Source organism: Rhizobium sp. P43, from assembly GCF_056730705.1.
On record NZ_JBWZOO010000002.1, the window covers coordinates 81,299 to 98,902 of the forward strand.

General features: G+C 58.2%; 18 protein-coding genes. 15 read left to right on the forward strand and 3 right to left on the reverse strand.

From position 1 onward, the window contains the following. Nucleotides 1-201: 201 nt before the first annotated feature. Entirely contained in the window at nt 202-720 is a 519-nt protein-coding gene (locus AC1PUL_RS22030; protein ID WP_480468670.1) for a helix-turn-helix domain-containing protein, read from the reverse strand. Between the two features lie 85 nt (nt 721-805). Here AC1PUL_RS22030 and AC1PUL_RS22035 point away from each other — a divergent pair, with 85 nt between their 5' ends. From AC1PUL_RS22035 to AC1PUL_RS22055, 5 genes are all read left to right on the forward strand, one after another. After that, on the forward strand, nt 806-985 hold the full coding sequence (locus AC1PUL_RS22035; protein ID WP_480468671.1) for a hypothetical protein: 180 nt from the start codon (nt 806-808) through the stop codon (nt 983-985). Nucleotides 986-1,447: 462 nt separating this feature from the next. Further along, a complete protein-coding gene (locus AC1PUL_RS22040) occupies nt 1,448-1,903 on the forward strand; it encodes a DUF3846 domain-containing protein (RefSeq protein ID WP_480468672.1) in 456 nt (151 codons plus the stop codon). Beyond that, the gene (locus tag AC1PUL_RS22045) at nt 1,900-2,898 is read left to right on the forward strand and encodes a hypothetical protein (protein ID WP_480468673.1); all 999 of its coding nucleotides are present in this window, start codon (nt 1,900-1,902) and stop codon (nt 2,896-2,898) included. Before AC1PUL_RS22040 ends, AC1PUL_RS22045 begins: the two co-directional genes overlap by 4 nt. A gap of 28 nt (nt 2,899-2,926) precedes the next feature. Next, nucleotides 2,927-3,373 carry a hypothetical protein gene (locus AC1PUL_RS22050; protein ID WP_480468674.1) on the forward strand — a complete coding sequence of 149 codons (447 nt, stop codon included), beginning with the start codon at nt 2,927-2,929 and terminating at the stop codon, nt 3,371-3,373. An 11-nt stretch (nt 3,374-3,384) separates the two neighbouring features. After that, a complete protein-coding gene (locus AC1PUL_RS22055; protein ID WP_480468675.1) occupies nt 3,385-3,621 on the forward strand; it encodes a hypothetical protein in 237 nt (78 codons plus the stop codon). A 540-nt stretch (nt 3,622-4,161) separates the two neighbouring features. On the opposite strand, the gene AC1PUL_RS22060 is transcribed toward AC1PUL_RS22055, so the two are convergent. After that, a complete protein-coding gene (locus AC1PUL_RS22060) occupies nt 4,162-4,314 on the reverse strand; it encodes a hypothetical protein (protein WP_480468676.1) in 153 nt (50 codons plus the stop codon). 312 nt (nt 4,315-4,626) lie between these two features. On the opposite strand from AC1PUL_RS22060, the gene AC1PUL_RS22065 reads away from it, so the two are divergent. From AC1PUL_RS22065 to AC1PUL_RS22075, 3 genes are all read left to right on the forward strand, one after another. After that, complete coding sequence (locus AC1PUL_RS22065; RefSeq protein ID WP_480468677.1) at nt 4,627-6,240, forward strand: RcgA family putative transporter; 1,614 nt, start codon at nt 4,627-4,629, stop codon at nt 6,238-6,240. Then, entirely contained in the window at nt 6,230-7,252 is a 1,023-nt protein-coding gene (locus AC1PUL_RS22070) for an alpha/beta fold hydrolase (RefSeq protein ID WP_480468678.1), read from the forward strand. The genes AC1PUL_RS22065 and AC1PUL_RS22070 overlap by 11 nt, the downstream gene beginning before the upstream one ends. Before the next feature lie 458 nt (nt 7,253-7,710). Then, entirely contained in the window at nt 7,711-7,908 is a 198-nt protein-coding gene (locus AC1PUL_RS22075; RefSeq protein WP_480468679.1) for a hypothetical protein, read from the forward strand. A gap of 580 nt (nt 7,909-8,488) precedes the next feature. On the opposite strand, the gene AC1PUL_RS22080 is transcribed toward AC1PUL_RS22075, so the two are convergent. Continuing rightward, nucleotides 8,489-9,445 (reverse strand): hypothetical protein, encoded by a 957-nt coding sequence (locus AC1PUL_RS22080; protein ID WP_480468680.1) that lies wholly within the window; start codon nt 9,443-9,445, stop codon nt 8,489-8,491. A gap of 133 nt (nt 9,446-9,578) precedes the next feature. Here AC1PUL_RS22080 and AC1PUL_RS22085 point away from each other — a divergent pair, with 133 nt between their 5' ends. The 7 genes from AC1PUL_RS22085 (at nt 9,579) to AC1PUL_RS22115 (ending at nt 17,506) form a co-directional block, all read left to right on the forward strand. Continuing rightward, nucleotides 9,579-9,962 (forward strand): hypothetical protein, encoded by a 384-nt coding sequence (locus AC1PUL_RS22085; RefSeq protein ID WP_480468681.1) that lies wholly within the window; start codon nt 9,579-9,581, stop codon nt 9,960-9,962. 898 nt (nt 9,963-10,860) lie between these two features. Further along, nucleotides 10,861-12,786 (forward strand): ParB/RepB/Spo0J family partition protein, encoded by a 1,926-nt coding sequence (locus AC1PUL_RS22090; protein ID WP_480468682.1) that lies wholly within the window; start codon nt 10,861-10,863, stop codon nt 12,784-12,786. A 755-nt stretch (nt 12,787-13,541) separates the two neighbouring features. Next, complete coding sequence (gene repC, locus AC1PUL_RS22095) at nt 13,542-14,822, forward strand: plasmid replication protein RepC (protein WP_480468683.1); 1,281 nt, start codon at nt 13,542-13,544, stop codon at nt 14,820-14,822. Beyond that, entirely contained in the window at nt 14,822-15,325 is a 504-nt protein-coding gene (locus AC1PUL_RS22100) for a thermonuclease family protein (protein ID WP_480468747.1), read from the forward strand. The genes repC and AC1PUL_RS22100 overlap by 1 nt, the downstream gene beginning before the upstream one ends. A gap of 393 nt (nt 15,326-15,718) precedes the next feature. Beyond that, nucleotides 15,719-16,051, forward strand: coding sequence for a DUF736 family protein (locus AC1PUL_RS22105; RefSeq protein ID WP_052642533.1), 333 nt, complete (start codon nt 15,719-15,721; stop codon nt 16,049-16,051). 119 nt (nt 16,052-16,170) lie between these two features. After that, on the forward strand, nt 16,171-16,377 hold the full coding sequence (locus AC1PUL_RS22110) for an antitoxin VbhA family protein (protein ID WP_113460381.1): 207 nt from the start codon (nt 16,171-16,173) through the stop codon (nt 16,375-16,377). Between the two features lie 64 nt (nt 16,378-16,441). Then, nucleotides 16,442-17,506, forward strand: coding sequence for a Fic/DOC family protein (locus tag AC1PUL_RS22115; RefSeq protein WP_480468684.1), 1,065 nt, complete (start codon nt 16,442-16,444; stop codon nt 17,504-17,506). Nucleotides 17,507-17,604: the final 98 nt, after the last annotated feature.

A 17,604-nucleotide genomic window follows, 5' to 3' on the forward strand; every position in this document is an offset into this window, starting at 1 on the left:
CGCTTTCCCGCCCCTGCAGGAGGGGCGGCGCTATGCTGAAAGCTCCGATGTTCTTCATTGTCTTCCTCGGATCTCGGACTGGCGCCGATCGATCCGAGCGGTGTCTTCGCCAGATGGGGGAATGACGCAGCATGAGCGCCGGCTATTCGCCAATGGCGGCCGGCGCGCGGCGGAAACCAGAGCCAACCCATTGAGTGCAAGTTATGGCGCGGCTTTCGCCGCGCCATTCCCTTTCTGCTTCTCGATCGTCCGGGGCTCCATGGCAAGCACAAGGTCATGCACCATCTTCAAGGCCGTTTCGTCGAGCTTCTGCAGGTGGCCGACCGTTTCTTCCATCAGCTTGTTTCTCTCTGCTTCCTGTGAGTTGCCTTCGGATTGAGGGGGCCGTTCTTTGATGAAAGGATCGAAGAACTCTTCCGGAGTGATATCCAGGACCTCGAACACGTGGAGTAGGCGTCCGACTGTCATCAAGGAGGAGGCGTTTTCGTAGCGGGCGTAGGTTGCTTCCTTTACGCCCAGGAGGGTCGCGACTTTCGCTTGCGCAATTTGTCGGTCGGTTCGCAGGTGACGGAGCCTTTGCGCGACAAGCAGATCCAGTTCCTTGAGGTCGATGATCTTTCCGCCGAGACGCTTGCGATAGATCGGATGATCTTTGCTTGGGTCGTCAACGCGTTCAAGTCCGAGATGGCTTACCCACTGATCGAGTCCGAAACCTGCCATTGCCACCAACCACACTGGAATTTCATCGTTGTTCCTCCGGGACAATTAAAGATGGTGCCTCGAAAGTCTACCCTGGATAGCTGCTTTGGCGCATCGCTTGGCGACCCCGCTCTATGCCTTCGGCACGGAGCCAGCAGCCGCTGTCTCCGCCCATCCGGGTGACGATCGGTTGCGCTGCGGCTTCGCCTTCCATCACATGCACCTTCGGCGAAAATCGGTTCGGAACATTTACAGCCTCGCGCGATCGACCCATATTGCCCGCTGATCAGGTCAGGTCGTGGCAGATCTCTAGCCCTTTTCTGTCATGTGCCTACGGAGGCCGCCCTGCCTCGTATCGGGGCGGCCTTTCCCCTCCCCTACTGCTCTTCAAAGTCATCCGCATCAGCACGGTTTGCCGGGTCTCGGCCAGGATAAAGCAGTGACGCCGGAGGCGTCCTGTCTGTTTCTTTGATGAGGGAAAGAGGAGCGCTGCCCCCTCTCCCTCACAAGGGGAAAAAACGGTTTCCCCGTCCTTCCTTCGCGCAGCCTTGGGGCAGCGCTTTCGTGCAGGAGCGCCGCTGACGCGACGCCCCTTCGGCTTTGCCTCGGGCGGGCGAACCCCTCCGTTTTTATCCCCTTGCCACCCTCTCCCCCGCTGCTCCGCGCGAACTCGGGAACAGGAGCGGGGCTCCTGCCCACGATGGGCATGAGAAGACCGCTTCGCGGAAAAGGAGAAAGGGTGAGAACCATGACCACAACCGCAACCGTTTACCTGCTGGACCCGGAAGCCGGGACCATTCAAGCCGCAGAGGTCGCAGCACCGAGCGCGTTCTCTCAGACCTACGGGCTAATTGGATGCCAGCTTGTCGAGGTGGTGCCATTCGACACGAACCACGTTCTTATCGTCGATGAGGAGGGTCTGCGCGATGGCTTGACCGCCTTCACCGTCTTTGACGGCTACCCGCAGCCCTTGGCCGGAAAGATCGTTCTTGCCAGCCTGGACGGCTCGCATGTCATACCGCCGCAGATCAGCATTGAGGAAGCAGCGGCCCGCCTGAGCGTCTGCAAGCCCGTTCTTGATCCGGTATTTGCCAAGGCGGACGAGCATTCTTCCCATGCGGTTATTCTAGGCGGCGCTTTGATTGGGTTCCAGACCCGCATCACCCGCACCCACCCGACCGTTATGGCGGGAGTGGTCCGATGATCATCGCTGTTGTCGAGGACCGCACCTTGTCCATTCTCGCCGGAACCTTTGCCGCGACCATCGCGGCGAAGGACATCGAATATAGCTTCCATGCCCTCACGCATTTTCCGGAGCGGCGCACCCTGTCCGAACTGGAGGGGCTGGCAGAGCGCCTCAACGGCTTTGCCGCCTATATGGTGGAGCTGTGGGAGCAAGCAAAACTGCCCCTGCCGGACGCTGACCTAGAGGTGTTTGCCCGCCGTCATGTTGAGATCACCGCCAAGTATTGGGCAGCGGAAGGCCGTTGCATGAACTGGTTTATCACCGGCCCCGCCCGCTTCCCCGTTGCCCGCAACGAAAAGCGGATGCGAGTATCAGACGCGCGCCGTGCTGACATCTCGGCCCATATCGCGACGGCGAAAAAGGCAGTGAAGCGCAAGGCGTTTCCCAATGGGGCCGATGACGAGCCGATCCGCTCAGGCGATCCGGCCGCCATGCAGCGCATTGCCTCGCGCATCGAAGACCTGGCGCTGTCCATCGACCGGATGAAACGGGCGAATGTCATCATTCGCCTGATGGAGAAGGATCAGGCGAGCGAAGCCGACATTCTCGCCCGCGTGGTCGCGGAAACCGGCATAGACGAGGAGAGGGCATCGCGTGGTGTTACCCTTGCCCCATGGCAGAACCGACGCGGCTTTTCCACCACAAACACCCGCGCTGAGCTGCGCCGTATGCAAACCCGCCTCGCTTCGCTTGCTGCGATGAAGAAGCGCGGCGACAGCGCCGAGGACGTCGAGACGGAGGCAGGAGCCGTCACGGTCAAGGAAAACACTGACATGGCCCGCATTCAGTTGTTCTTTCCCGGCAAGCCGGACGAACAGACGCGGCGCACCCTGAAATCTCACGGGTTCCGCTGGTCGCCGTCGCAGGGGGCTTGGCAGCGCAATTTGAACGAGGCCGGACGCTATGCGGCCAAGTGCGTCTTGAAATCGATCAGCGGCGACAGCGCCGCCTGATCAGCCCCGGAAAACGGAGGATCCCCACATGAATGAGCAGATTTATACAGTCACGGAGTTTTCCGGCAGAGGCGATGCCATGTTCGGCGGTAGTGCCGCCGATTGGAGCCTATACACCCAAGAAGACGGCTCAAACGCTTTCATGAGCGCCGCCGACGCGCAGCGCCGCCAGCTGGTGAAAGCCTATTTCCCGACCAAGGAGGAAGCGAGTGAAGCCGGAGAGGCGGCCAGCCAGCGCAAGGGCCTGATCTCTGCCCTGCCTGTTCGGCGCGTCGATGAGATCCCCTATGCGCAACTGCGCTGGATTGTCGGAAACATGCACGTCGGGACCAGTGATGACGACTTGAAAGCCGACATCAAGGGACGCGCAAAATCGGGCATGACCGCAAACCCCGACCTGCTGGCGCAGGCTTGCGCTTACGCGCTGGCAAGCCACCGAGCCAACCAGGGCTTGGTTGCACATTTCCGACTGTAGGAGGCGAAGCGATGAAAAGCAAAGGCCAGCGCCGAAGCGTTGAGGTGTTCGATACGCCCTCCGGTTTAGGAGGGAGCCACACGGTTGAGGTTGTCGAGAACATTGGAAACGATGAGGTCAGGGTGCGCGTCTGGTATGGACGCGCCACCGCGACAGGTTGGGAAGCCTGGAAGGATTGGGACGGCTACCGCTTTGAGACCGACCGCGCCAGCCTGACCAACAAGCGGTCAATGCCGCTGTTCAAATAGGACCTGGGCCGCATTTCGATGCGGCTCGACATCAGGAGGGACACCATTGAGCCGCTACACCGTGACCTTGAAGACCGACGGAGAGACTGACGAGAATGCCGTAATCGGCTATGATCCGCCGTTGCGCACCTTCTTTCTGCATTTCTGCAGGCTTTCCCCGATGAGGAAACCGATGAATACGCGCTGTGGTTCGGGACGCTTCTGGAGCAACACCAAAGCCTTGAATCGATCATCGAGAGCGCGCGCCGCTTTGGCTATGAGATCGAGGGGCTGTCACAGAACGCCATCATCGCCATGACAAAGGAGGCGGGAACACCAACGCCGCCTAGCCTTGGCGAGCGATTAGGATTGGTGCGCTGACAATTGCCTGATGCTTTGTTGCGGGGTCGGTTCGAAAGAGCCGACCCTGTCGCCGTTTGGCGGTTGCGAACCTCGCCGCATCGAGCGAGCTGCGGTTCGCCCGAAGGGAGCCCATTCCCCTCCCCTCGGCTCTCCTCCCGCCCCTCTTGCAGTCACAGAAGAAGGCGCAGGATCTAGAAGTCAAACGGTTGACCCGTTTCTGGTGGTATTTGAAATCGACTGCATTTCCTGAGCCGTGAGCGTGCCTCTCGTCGCGATCAGATAGGCCGCAAGATAGGTCAGCTTCAGCTTCGCCTCTCCGTCGTCTTTTGGCTGATAATTGAGGATTGCCATGCGGCGTGCTTTCGCCTTTTTGCCCCCTTGAACCGCCGCAGCATGATGATCGATCAGCTCACGAAGCGAGGGTCCTTCTCTTGTCGCGCTGACTACGATCTCCGTTCCCGCTTTCCTGGGCGTCGGTAATACCCGTGCCGGTGTGTTGCATCGAGCCGCAACTGTTTCGGGGGACGAACGCGAACTGGATGACGACAGTAGCATGACGGATGCCTCACCGATCTAGTTGCATTGGGGATCGTCTCAGACCATCAAATCGTCCACAACGCACGATAGGATACGAAACCAGACGAAATCTTGGGCTGTAAGTCATTGGAAAAAAACGGTAAGATTTTTGTTCCGCCCCCTGCTGATGGAAGCGATTTCAAGGAACTGTTCAAGAAAATGGCTGCTGCGGGTGCAGGACGCCTGTTGGGTGAAGATGGTTTTCCCCAAGGCCCGTGGACCCCGGAGCTGCTGGCGGAGGCGATCTCAAAGATCGACGCCAACCGTGTCGGAGTGGATCTTCGCACCGTCCAGCTCTGGTTTCAGGAGAACGACAAAGGCATCAGCCCGGCCAACATTCGCTGGCTTGCCCGCATCTTCGGTTGCGACGATCGTGAGGCAACGAATGAGTGGCTGAAAGAGCTCACTGCAGCCCAAGCGCGCTTGGTGGCCAAGCGGCGTGAGCAGAAGAAAACCGGCAATGTCGCTGCCCTTCGCGTGCCCGACATGCCGCCACCAGATTCAGTCGATGACTCGGTGCAGGTGACGCCACTGCTATCCGTCGACCTCCAACCAATGCCGGCGCAGCGATCGAGTCTGGCAATCAAGACGGAAGCGATTTTTGCTGAACGCTCGGATCTGAACTTGCCGGCTTCGATATTTGCCGGCTCTTCTGCCTTGGGGTTCTTGTCCTACATCCTCGGCATCCATAGCATCACCTACATGCGGGAAGACGGCATCGAAAAGCAGGTTGGCTTTCTCTGGGCTCCGAACTGGACCTTCCTGTTCATGGTGCTGTTGCCGCTGTTCTTTGCCATCGTCATCGAGCTTCTGGTTTTCTGGAAGCATGATGGCCGTCTTCGGCTCTTGGCAGAGGTTGATCGCCTGAAAAGCGGCGAAGCCTGGACGCGAAATCTGCAAGCCAACTCCCACACCTATTGGGCGGTGTTCGTCATCTGCGTTCTGTTCGCGGGCGTGGTGCAATGGATCGGCGTGCAGCTTATCCCTCTGCTTGAGCAAGCGCAGGATTTTGCCCCAAGCTGGGGGACGATCGGGATCACCAGGCCCGATATCTTATCGACGCCAGCGGCAATCGTATTTACCGCCCTTGCCTATCTCTACATGTCCGTCAGCTTTTATCTTCTCTTCGCCGGCCTGATCCTGCTGCACACAATCCTCCATGATTTATGGAAGCTCAAACGCGAAACCACGCTTCTGCGCGAGCAGGGTCACGGGCCGGATGTTAGTGAAATCGGTTTGCGGATCATGCGGGGGGTCTTCAGATGCTCCGTCCTCGTCGTCCTTGCCGCCATTTGCATGAAGGCACAGAGCGCTTATCTCGCTTCGCAAGGCCCCGATTTTGTCACATGGCTGGTTCGCGATGTCTGGGCTGCGCTGGCAAATTACGACGATGGAGATCGAAGCTTCGATTACATCATGCCCACCCACTACAGCAGCCTGCTCGTCGTGCTTTCGACCTGCAGCGTCTTTCTGTATGGGGCACTCCGCTTGGGTGACGATCGGCGCCTCCGTGCGCCACTGTGGAAGATGTCCGCGGTGATCGGTCTGTTGTTCGTCTCATACATGTTGATCGACGCATTCGATGGCTTCTCGGTCTTGCTGCTCGTTGCCGGGCTGATCGCGACCTATGGTCTGTTCGATCCGGCGTTCAGGCCAGTTTGGCGCACCCGTCAGATAGGAGGCGACAGCCATGTTTCATAAATGGCTGGATCGTTGGGACGAGGGCCGAGCCCAACGCGGCGAAGAGGCCAAGAAGACCACGGACCTCATTCTGGACGCGGATAGTGCATTCCCCGGCATGGGGGCGGCTGAAACGGTAGAGGAATTCTGTGTTCTCGCGGAAACGGCCGCCGCTGATCCGGACTTTTTTGAGCCGCCCGATTCAACCGAGCAAGCCTTTGAGCTGCGGGATGGCTGGCTGAAATTCCCTTCAGACGTTGCAACCGATGTTGCTGAAAACAACATCGTGTGGGCCAGGATCACCGAAAGCGGAAAACGCGATCAGGCGGTGGTAATCTTCCATCACTGGAACGCGACGAGTCGGAACCGGCAGATTGCCGGGTTCCTATCCTGGCAAGGCATCACGGTCATTGAGATCGCCATGCCCTACCACCTGGAGCGCAAGCGGCCCGGCTCGCTTTATGCGGATTACATGCTCAGCGCCAATCTCAGCCGCACAATGCAAGCCGTCAGACAGGCTGTATGGGATGGGCGCAAGCTCATTCGTTGGCTGAAGCGCGAGGGTTATCGGGATGTTTCCGTTCTCGGGATGAGCCTTGGTTCCTGGATAGCCGGACTGGTCGCGGCACATGAGCCCGCCGTTTCACGGGCGTCGCTCTTCCTCACGGCAGTAAGTCTTGCCGAAATGGTTTGGACCGGTCGCGCAACCAGATCGATCCGGGCAAGCCTCGAGCCGCATCTTTCGCTTGCCCAACTGCAGAGAGCGTGGGCACCGCTCAATCTCGAGAACTACGCAGACAGGCTGGCGCGGCCAAGCCTCGAACTTCATGTCATCCTGGCATCGAGGGACACGGTTGTTTTGCCGGACCTTTCCGAACGGTTGCTAAGACGGCTGAAGAATGCCGGAGCCACAGTGAGCGTGCTATGGCTGAATTGCGGGCACTACTCCTTGGCGCTTCCACCCTACATCTTGCGGGCCGGATGGAGCTTGAAGCGGTTTCTGCTACGCAAGCGCGGCGCCACTCAGGCTTAGGAGCGATTGAGTGCCGCATCGAACGGCACCCGACCGCAATGAGGGGAGCCCCCTTCGGCCCCTCCCCTCAAACTCCCCTTCCCCCTCACGACGGAAGCGCCCCGCAAGCGGGGCGGCTCCCTGAGACTTGTTGTCGTTTCCGGCCAGAGCGTCGATGTCAGCTCCCCCACCGCTGCAGCATCACGGCGATGGAGATCCGACCTGGCGGCCGGATCGCGATTTGCCGGTTGAAGGCGAAGGCGACGGCCGGGGCTACGAAGGCCGCGTTTTCAGGCCGCTCCTTAGTGGCCGTACGCAATCTAATGCTGCACACGATACGGCAGGCCCCGCCTTAGCGTGCAACCCTAAAGGGTTCTCCTCTCCGCTTCGCTCCGTTGCGATCACTACGCGATGCACTCGGCGGTTCCAGTCGTATTCGAGCTTCGCGATTACGCACAACCACTAAGGAGGAACCTCTGATGAAAACGCTCGTAACCTTCTGCCAGAAAACCGGCCGTCGCCTTCGCCAGTTCATCAACCGGCAAATCGCGAAGTTGTCCCATAAGGGCCAACTTCGGTTCTCTATCGCCGTGATGCTTCCGCTCATTGCCAAGTTCGAGTTCAGCTATCAAGTCGAGCTCAACGGCAAGGCCGGAAACGACAACAAGCCTCAGTGAGGTAAGGCCGTACCCTGCCCCGCAGGGTACGGCCTATCCGTCGTGATCCCGAACCTGCGGCCTTACACGCGCCCGCAGCAAATATCTTTGCTGCAAGATGACAGATTTTCCAGAAGCGCCACCCGAAAAGGACGAAAGCCGCTACATCGCGTGTCAGATGGCGGTTGAGACTGTTTTGCAGGATCTGGTAGCCGCCCCATTCGGAGTCGGTGGTTCAGGCTGAGGGCGAAATCACACTAAGACTCCGCTCCGCTGTCAAAATTGAAGCCTAGTGAGTTTTGATACCGGAAAGCCTTGGTTTGCATGGTCGTGTTACCGTCTTAAACAGACTTCAGCTCATCCAGGACAGCTCGTTATTGGCGGCTTCGCGCCAATAGCGACGATGTGCGTTTAGAAAATGCAGCCTCCAGGACGAAGAATAGAAGCGAGGTGCCGGTTCGTGATGCTACTTGAGGACGGCCAACAAAGTTTGCTTTCGAACAAGAAGCCCAGATGGCCACGACCGAAATCGGCCTGAATGCTGCGCGCAGTTGATAGCCGTCGGGCTAAAGTCGGGGCCGACATCTAGCTGGCTGGACGCTTAGTCTCCAGCCTTGCTCACGGAAACGAAAGCGGCATCAGCGCAATCCACGGAATCGTTCCTTTCGACCGCACACCACATGCGCTCGATCTTCTTGCCGGTCTTCTTCATCTTGATGATCCCGGTCATACCAACACCTTGTGCTCCGCAAATCGTGTGCCATCTGACCTCAGCATTATCCTGATCTAAGTAGACAAACTCGCCCATCCGATTGTCGCACTCGACACCGTCCACGACCTGCATTGTGTGGAGAATGCGCGCCGCAGTTCCTCGGATCTCAAGGTCGGGTTTCTCTTGGTGTCGGGTCTTCCAGAGTCCATCAAACTGATTGCTTTGCTGTGCACAATCGCGCTGAAGCCCATAAAAATTGCGCTGGAGAACGACGCCCTTGCTCTCCCAGATCTTCACGGTCGTATCATGAAGCTTGAACGACGTTTTGATTGCTTGGGCCGTGGCCGCGATCTGGCGTCGTAGATCCTTGAAGTCCTGGCTAGTCCTGTCGATGGTTGCCTGCATTTCTCGGCGCTGCAGCTCCGAATGGAGCTTTTCAATGACAGTGCCCCAATCGTCCACAATCGAGAGTATCACGGTTCCTTTCTTGGCAATGTTCTGCAACGAATTGCCCAGAAACTTTCTGGACTTGTCTACTGCGAAGCTTTCATACTCGACCTCCGGAATTTTGGCTGCGAGCTCCTTTTTCCACTCGACTATCTTCGCGTCCATGAACTCGTCGCGCTCTTTTAATTGCCCCACCTGCCGTTCGATAACGTCGTATAGGTGACCCTGAAGCTTGTTCATTTCGTTCGTTAAACGACTGATATCGCAATCAATTTCGCGTAGATCCAGTTCAGCCTGCTGCTGGAATACTGCACTAGCAGCTTGGGCATGAGCCTCGGCAACAGCAGCGAATGAAACCGTCAATCCAACAACACCGGCGACGATAGATCTAATTTCCATGAAGACTCCCCGACAATTATTCACACGTTCTTGGTGATAAGATACACTTTTCAGGATTCCTACCAATAGATGTTTTGGGAGAATTCAAATAGGTTTACGATCTACAACTCTAGACGACCGGAGAAACGTCAAAATGTTTCTACAACTGGCGGCGACCGCCACCGCACTTGTATTGCTCAGCGCACCTTCCGCAATATCCGCCTCGCCATTTGACGGCGTTTGGGGGCAGGATGGAGAAAGCTATGTTGAGATCCGCGGCACTTCCATCAAAGATCTGACCCCTAGGACCGATCCGACTGTGTGCTACGTCGAATATGAGGGGATGACCATAAAAGGCGATCTCGCAAACGCAAGATTTACGTTTGTTTGCGGCGACGGGTCTACAGGCGGCGTAGGAACATCTACGATGGTCTACGATGATGGTACAATCACCTTCATTGACTGCATGGGTGTTAGCCACAACGACAAGGAGATGGAGTGCGAAGAGCCGGATCTTCTGGAGAAGATCTCCAACTGATCCTTGCTCCTCGTCTGCTTTTCGGGGTTAAGCTGGGAGCCGCCATGTCCGCTTTGGGCCGAAAGCTGACTTAGCTTGTTAGAGAGAGTCATTTCGCCCTCAGCCTGATCCGTCGGAACCACCAGAGATCCAGCAAGCTTCTGCTGACCTGGCTGCGACTGTTGAGCAGCTGTTTCAGATTGCCCACTACATCATGAATGCAACGGCAAGAGTGTAGAGGCACGGAACGGTTTTGGCGGGGGAAGTCGGTCCCGGCTCCCGCTTCGCGGCGCTATGCTAAGCCTCCTGCGGCTTCCCTTTATCCGTCAAAACCGTGTCGAGAATTCCCGCTTTCCCGCCCCTGAAGGAGGGGCGGCGCTATGCTGAAAGCTCCGATGTTCTTCAATATCTTCCTCGGATCTCGGACTGGCGCCGATCGATCCGAGCGGACGGCGGCTGCCGCTATCGACACGTTGGATCAAGTTGAAATGGATAGCTGCCCGAGGAGCGGAGCGCTCATCACTCGGAGCGCAGCGGGCAGATCCATCGTTTTATAACCTGGATCAGAAGACGGAGAACCGGCGTCGCCGGTTCGCATCCACAAGGAGCGGCCGGGATCGGCCGCCCATCGACCCTACCCTGTACCGCTCTTACGATAGGTCGCCGATCGCGCCAATGGGCGAGCGCGCAAGCGCTGTCGCTCGTCAGGAAAAACGGCTTTCGCCGTCAGGCCGGCAAACCTTCCGTTTTTCCTTCCTCCCGCCCCATGACCCGATCGGCGTCCTAACGGGAGCGGGCTCAAGCCCTCCCCCTTCGTTCCGCCGGATGTGGGGGCACATCCTTCGAGAACGAAGGCAGAGGCTTCGCCCACTAGCGGGGCTGCTCCCAAGGGAAACGGGAAAAACTGGAGCAAGGAACCATGAGCGACATCATCGCGGTAGCACTGAACAAGCTGGACGCAGACCCCAAGAACGTCCGCAAGACGTACACCAAGGAGAGCATCGAGAGCCTGTCGGCCTCGATCCTCGCCAATGGCGTCATTCAAAACCTTGTGGTGCGCAAGGCATCCAAGGGGAGATACCTCGTGACGGCCGGCGGTCGCCGCCTCGCAGCCCTCAATCTTCTGGCCGAACGGGGCGAGATAACGGCTGACTACGCTGTGAATGTTATTGTCCGGGAGGCGGGCGACGCAACGGAATTGAGCCTAACCGAGAATGTCATGCGGGAAGCGATGCACCCCGCCGACCAGTTCGAGGCATTCAGGGCGTTGTTTGATGAGGGCAAGTCCATCAAGGACATCGCCGCCCGGTTCGGGACAACCGAAATCATCGTCAACCGCCGTCTTGCGCTGGCAAAGGTTTCCCCTGTCCTGTTCGCGGCGTTCCGCGCCGAGAATATGACCTTTGAGCAGCTTGCCGCCTTCACCATCACCGACGATCACGCTCGACAGGAAGAGGTTTGGAATGCCCTCCCCTCATGGGATCGTAGCGCCAACACAATCAAACGCCGTCTCGCCGTGGATGAAGTCCCCGCAAGCGACAAGCGGCTCGCGCTGATCGGCGGGTTGGAGGTTTATGCAGCGGCTGGCGGTCCAGTGCGCCGCGACCTGTTTGCCGAGCAGGGAGGAGGCTTTGCATGCGATAGCGGGTTGCTTGAAAAGCTGGTTGCCGAGAAGTTGGAGGTCGAGGCGGAAGCCGTGAAGGCCGAAGGCTGGAAATGGGTCGAGTGGTGCGCTCAGCAGCCGGATAACATCTATCAGATGGCCCGGGTTTACCCGCAGCGCGTGGACCTCAGCGACGAGGATCAAGCCAAGCTTGACGCACTGACTGAGCGTTATGACGAACTGGCGGCGCAGATCGATGCGGATCAGGAGGATGAAGGTGCAGAGGCCGCGTTGTCGGCCGTCGAGCAGGAAATCGCCGTCCTGCAGAAGCGCGAAGAAGCATATCGCAGCGAAGACCTCGCAATGGCAGGGGCAATCGTCACAATCGACCATTGGGGCAAGTTGTCGGTGCTGAGAGGCCTTGTCCGCGACGAGGACAAGAAGGCCGAGGCTACGGAAGGGAAGCAAGGCGGGGCGACCGAGGAAGTTGACGGCGCTTCGAAATCTACGCCGCTGATCCATTCAGCGGCTTTGATCGAGGACCTGACCGCTCAGAAGACGGCGGCGCTTCGCGTCGAGTTGGCGAACAATCCCGACATTGCGCTTGTGGCGGTTGTCCACGCGATGTTGCTCAAAGTGCAATACCGCACGGCATGGGGCATTCCCGGCCACCAGAGCGCGCTTGAAATCTCTGTCACTCATGAAGTGCTGGACGGTTCGATGAAGCGTCCCGCTGAGAACAAGGCCCTTGAGACGTGGGGAAGCCTTGAGGAAAACTTTGGGCACCGGCTTCCCGGCGATCCTGCTGACCTTTGGGAATGGCTGATGGATCAGTCGCAAAGCGAGTTGTTGCAGCTTCTGGCCTATGCCGCCGCCCATTCCGTCAATGCGGTTGAGAAGAAGTTCAGCAGTCGCAGCCAAGCGCTGGCCCATGCCGACCAGATGGGCCGCGCATTGAACGTGGACATGCGTGACTGGTTTGAAACTACGGCGGACAGCTATTTCATCCACGTCAACAGACCAACCATCCAAGCCGTTGTTGCCGAGGTGCGCGGCGAGGATTTCGCCGCTGGTGTCGGCAACATGAAGAAGGGCGAGGCTGCGGAGTATGCCGCCAAGTCCATTAAGGACAGCGGTTGGCTTCCGCCTCACGTTCGGATCGCGTCAGACCCCAACGCAGAGGGTAAGACTGAAACCTCAGAGGAAAAGGACGAGCACTCGTTCCCGATGGCAGCGGAATAATCCCGCCGCTGTTTGTCCCCGGTCACGTCCTCCAGCGTGACCGGTTCGCCCTATTACAGAGGGTAAGCCATGCTTGATTCCGCCCCTGATCCGACCCTTGCCGCCGAAAGCTGCTGCCAGCTAATCAACGCCTACCTGGGGCGATCCGGAGCATGTTGATTGGGATGATGTGCAATAAGCCCTCGATCGCACCCTAGCGCCCGCCTTGGCATCGAGCCAACGCGGGCGGTTTCGCAGGTGGGAGGGAGGCAGAAACGTATCGGGGGACGGGAGATCAGGCCGCTTGTTGAGAGGAGGCCCTAGCCCCCTCCTCTCAAACTCTCCTCCCCACCCGTCGAATTTATCCAACAATAACGGGGGGTACATCATCGTCTGGAAACGTCCCGGTCTTGAACGTGAAGCGGGGTGCGACTCAGAGTGCAGCTCTAAAATATTGGAACAATGGCGCTTTTTAGATGCCACCTGAACCGACGCAGAAGCGCGGAAATGTGACAACTTGCATCAAATTGGTATCTCAGGCTACAAATCGCAATGAGCGGAACCACAACCGATTCCAACTCACACATTCTAACAGTTTTTGGAGCTAGCACCCGGCCTAGAAAAGAAAAACCGCTCCCGAAAAATCCGGAAGCGGTCTGCAGTTCGAAAATATAAAAGCATCATCGTTCTCGCAGACCTCCCCTCCGATGTCAATAATCAAAACACCTTTTCGGTGAACGGCGGAGCTTTGTCTGGCCTCTGACAGGAGACGGACGATGGGGGAACCCACACAATACAAGCGACCGACTGGTCGCAGAATAACGAAGGAGCGAGCCGAATTTCGGCGACTGGCGCAGTCAACGGAAATCGGAGCGGTGACGCGTGGCCAGCTTGCGGTGCTCGCCAAAAATCTGATGACGATCGGAATGATCACGACCTCAGAATATGCGTTGCTCGAGGCTATCATAACGACCGCCAAGGCCGATGCCTTTGACAAAGGCGGGCGCCCGATCGTCTACAAGTCGAACCGACAGCTGGGGTACGACATCAACAAGTCACCGGGACGCGTAAGCCGAATTCTCTCCCGATTGTACGACCTCGGCCTTGTCACCATGCAGGACAGTGCGAATTTCAAGCGCTATCCGATCCGCGATGGCGAAGGAGATATTGCCGACGCCTGCGGCATTGATCTGCGTGTCCTTATTGCCCGGCACCACGAGCTTGATCAATTTGTACGCCAGAAGCGGGAAGAGATACGAGTTCGTGACCAGGCGGCTCGTCGCTTCCGGGACGCTCTGCGTGCTGCAAGGTATGCTCTCGTGTCTTCAATCGATCAAGGGGAAGCCATTCGGAGACGGATCGCGTCCCGTGTTGAAAGGGTCGCAGCCGTCATTGGATCAGCCAGGCACGCATCGGGCCACGTCCTCCGGAAGGCAACAATGCTTTTGGAGTGGCTTGCCGACCGCCTGCGTAAGGTGAATCGGCCTCCTCAAGTGTCCGACATAGATGCAAATATGACATGCACGGATGTCGAAAACGACATGCACATACAGATTACAACCCCCAAACCTTTTGAACCTCGTAATGATGAACGGCGTTCGGCTTTAGCCGAACAAATCAGTTTGCAAGGGGCTGGCTCCGCCAGCAAGAGGGCTTTTGAGGAAAGCCTGGGGAGCCGTTCGCGCCAAAGCAATAAGCAACTGCAAGTGCAGCCTTCACTTGTGGCGCTGGAGGATGTGTGGCGGGCTGCGCCAAGCCTAGCCGAATACGGCTACCAACCGCCGCGCAGTTGGGCGGATCTGGACCGGATAGCTCCCAAACTTTGCCGCCTCGCCGGTGTGTCCGAGGATGCGCGCCAGCGCGCCGTGGACCGAATGGGCCACCAAGCGGCTGCCGTTGCGATCGCTCTCACCTTTGAGAAATACACGCGCGCCGAAATCAGCTCGCCGGGCGGCTATTTGCGGGCCATGACAGACCGTGCCGCGAGGGGAGAGCTTCATCTAAACCGCTCGGTATTTGGGCTGGCAGCCCGCAACTCAATGGAGGCACACTCGTGATAGAAAATCGCTTGGTTGGAGCCGCGCTGGCGGCGCTTCTGTTCACCGCGTCTTCTGCAGCGGCCGACTATTCAGGCCGAGCGCGAGTGATCGACGGTGACACCTTCAGCATTCGTCAACAGACGATCCGTATCGCGGCCATAGACGCCTGTGAGCGGGACCAGACCGGCTCCAAAAACGGTGTGATATGGAATTGCGGGATTGAGGCGCGTCGCTTCCTCGCCCGCATGATCGATGGCAAGCATGTCCGCTGCATTGAAGTCGATCGAGACCAGTATAAACGCCTTGTCGGCCAGTGCTTCGTCGAGAACTCGGATATTGGCCTCGAGATGGTGAAGGCGGGCCAAGCCACCCTCTTGTTGCGCTATCTACCGAGATCCCACCCGATCGACCTGAGCCAGTACCGCCGCGCCGAGAATCGAGCCCGACAGCTCGGCCAAGGCTTCTGGGGAGCCGAGGTTGAATCGCCCTCCCCCTACCGCCGCAGCCATTCCGGCAACTGAACGACTGGCGGCACTCTGTGAGCAACAGATGGCGAGATCTCACGTTTTGCGGAACTCTCGGTTACCCCAGCCACTTGTGTCGGGGTGTCGGTTCGGTTGCATTCCGCACGATCGCGCCCTTGACCTGTGCCGATGTCGTCTTTGTCGAGGTGACGTATTGCTGCAAGCGCTCAGGCCCCACACCTCCAAAGCGGTTGCTCTTGATGCCCGTTCGCACGGCGACGCGGTTGGCGCAAAGCTGTTCGTCTCCAAATTTTCCCCGCCTTCAGCTTCCTCGCGAAGCAAAATTTGTCCCCATCCAGCCTCCTTTGCTGCGCTCCGGCCTACGGTGCGCACCGCTTATCTCCGTGCCCTATGAACGATCATCGCAACCACCAAAGAGGAGTGATTAACATGAGCATGACCAACTTCATCCAGTTCGACAAAGACGACATCGACAACGCCAAGGGAACCGGCCTCATCTCCACCATCGACCGGGACCTGGACATCAAGGTCACACCGTTCGACTCCACCAACGAAAAGGCTCCGACGCATCGCGTCTATGCCAAGTCACCTCGTGGCCACGACATCGAAGTTGGCGGCATCTGGAAAAAGACCAGCGGAGAAGGGAAGCCGTACTACACGCTCTCCATCAAACGCCTCGGCTTCAACGCCAACTTGGGCCGCTACCCCGGCCAAGATGACCTGGCGCTGCAGGCCATCATTGAATGGGAACCCCGCGATTGATCGCTCTGGGAGGCCCGATCTCTGATCGGGCTCGCACCATAAAAGAGCCGATTACCCCGCATTCGCTGGATATTCGGCTCTTTTTGTGCTACGTTGAATACTAACTGGAGGCTCTGCCAATGAACGTTCATGCCCCCCGCCCCGATCGCTCTCCGGAAGCTGTTGCTGCCCGAAAGAAAGCCGTCGATCAGGCTCGTGCCGCCAACATGCGGCAGGGTTACACCGGCGATCCGGTTTTGGAAGAAGCAAACAGCCGTTACGTTGCCGGAGACATCACCTCCGACGAAATGCGCCAAGAGCTTCTGGCACGCTTTAAGCGGGCTTGAGCATCGCCTAGAGATTTGTAGCGGCCGCCTGTGATCTCAGGCGGCTTTTTGCATGAGGTTTTGCTTGGCGCGCGATGATGAAGCCAAAGGCTCCTACACCTATCCCAACACGTCAGAGGATAAGGAATTCAAGGATGTTCTGAAGAACAAGCTTGATATCAGGAGCCAATCTGCGCTGCGTGAAGCCGAATACGCATTCACAGCTTTGAGGCAAACGGAGCTGGCCGAGGGAAAAGGCTCAGTCGGTAATCACGATGCAGCGCATCTGAAGGCTCTGCACGGCTACATCTTCCAAGATATCTATGAATGGGCAGGACATACGCGCAACGAAAGTCCTGTCGTCGATGGACAGCGGGTAGAGCCGGTAGGGGGGCTTTCGAAGGGTGACACGACCTTCCTGCCCGGATCGCGGATCGAAATGGGGCTCAACGAGGCACTGCGGCCCACCAAAGACGTTCAGGGCTTGCGGGCCGCCACACCTGAGCAATTCGCCGAGAAGGCCGCTCACGTCCTATCTGAGCTGAACTATGTTCATGCCTTTCGTGAAGGCAACGGAAGGGCAAACGAAGCGCTGGTGGTCTCATTGGGCCGCACCTACGGTCATGACATTGATCTTACCGTCATCACCAAGCCTCGCATGATCGAGGCATCCATTGAGACCACGAACGATCCGTCCAGTCCGGCGATGAAGCGCCTCATCCAGGATGCGATGGAGCCTAACCGCCGCGAGGCGATCCGCAGTGCCATGTCAGATCTTGAGCAGGCTGGCGAGAAACCGTTCGAGCACAGCATCCGCACGGCCCGCCCGGGCGAAGTGATCGAAGGGCAGGTTCTCGGGCATGACAATCGCGTGGCGAGCCTCGTGACCGACAGAGGGATTGTGGCCGTTGACCGCGCTGACCTTCCCGAGCGGATGCCTCCTGACGACGAGGAGGTTAAGTTCACCGCAAGATCTGATTTCAAGACACTGGGTCGGCCGGAACAGGTCCAAGATGCCCAATCGCAGCCAGGTCAGCAAAAGGCCCAAGAGCCTCAGTCGCAGCACATCAATGCCGAGCTTAAGGCTATCGAAGCGCAGCAGCTTGTCGATCGCCAGCGAAACCGCGACCACGACGACCGAGAGCGCTGACCTGCGGCCCTATCGCTGCAGTGAGGGCCTGTGTCGTTGGCCGGGGTGCCGGAGCTCTGCGCCCCCCTGTCCGTTGGATGATTTGACGGACAAACTAC

What these genes read in the sequence shown, in the direction of transcription:
- AC1PUL_RS22105 (WP_052642533.1), top strand. Translation starts at nt 15,719, where the DNA reads ATGAGCATGACCAACTTCATCCAGTTCGACAAAGACGACATCGACAAC.
- AC1PUL_RS22030 (WP_480468670.1), bottom strand. Translation starts at nt 720, where the DNA reads ATGGCAGGTTTCGGACTCGATCAGTGGGTAAGCCATCTCGGACTTGAA.
- AC1PUL_RS22055 (WP_480468675.1), top strand. Translation starts at nt 3,385, where the DNA reads ATGAAAAGCAAAGGCCAGCGCCGAAGCGTTGAGGTGTTCGATACGCCC.
- AC1PUL_RS22040 (WP_480468672.1), top strand. Translation starts at nt 1,448, where the DNA reads ATGACCACAACCGCAACCGTTTACCTGCTGGACCCGGAAGCCGGGACC.
- AC1PUL_RS22045 (WP_480468673.1), top strand. Translation starts at nt 1,900, where the DNA reads ATGATCATCGCTGTTGTCGAGGACCGCACCTTGTCCATTCTCGCCGGA.
- AC1PUL_RS22090 (WP_480468682.1), top strand. Translation starts at nt 10,861, where the DNA reads ATGAGCGACATCATCGCGGTAGCACTGAACAAGCTGGACGCAGACCCC.
- AC1PUL_RS22110 (WP_113460381.1), top strand. Translation starts at nt 16,171, where the DNA reads ATGAACGTTCATGCCCCCCGCCCCGATCGCTCTCCGGAAGCTGTTGCT.
- AC1PUL_RS22075 (WP_480468679.1), top strand. Translation starts at nt 7,711, where the DNA reads ATGAAAACGCTCGTAACCTTCTGCCAGAAAACCGGCCGTCGCCTTCGC.
- AC1PUL_RS22070 (WP_480468678.1), top strand. Translation starts at nt 6,230, where the DNA reads ATGTTTCATAAATGGCTGGATCGTTGGGACGAGGGCCGAGCCCAACGC.
- AC1PUL_RS22050 (WP_480468674.1), top strand. Translation starts at nt 2,927, where the DNA reads ATGAATGAGCAGATTTATACAGTCACGGAGTTTTCCGGCAGAGGCGAT.
- AC1PUL_RS22080 (WP_480468680.1), bottom strand. Translation starts at nt 9,445, where the DNA reads ATGGAAATTAGATCTATCGTCGCCGGTGTTGTTGGATTGACGGTTTCA.
- repC (WP_480468683.1), top strand. Translation starts at nt 13,542, where the DNA reads ATGGGGGAACCCACACAATACAAGCGACCGACTGGTCGCAGAATAACG.
- AC1PUL_RS22085 (WP_480468681.1), top strand. Translation starts at nt 9,579, where the DNA reads ATGTTTCTACAACTGGCGGCGACCGCCACCGCACTTGTATTGCTCAGC.
- AC1PUL_RS22060 (WP_480468676.1), bottom strand. Translation starts at nt 4,314, where the DNA reads ATGGCAATCCTCAATTATCAGCCAAAAGACGACGGAGAGGCGAAGCTG.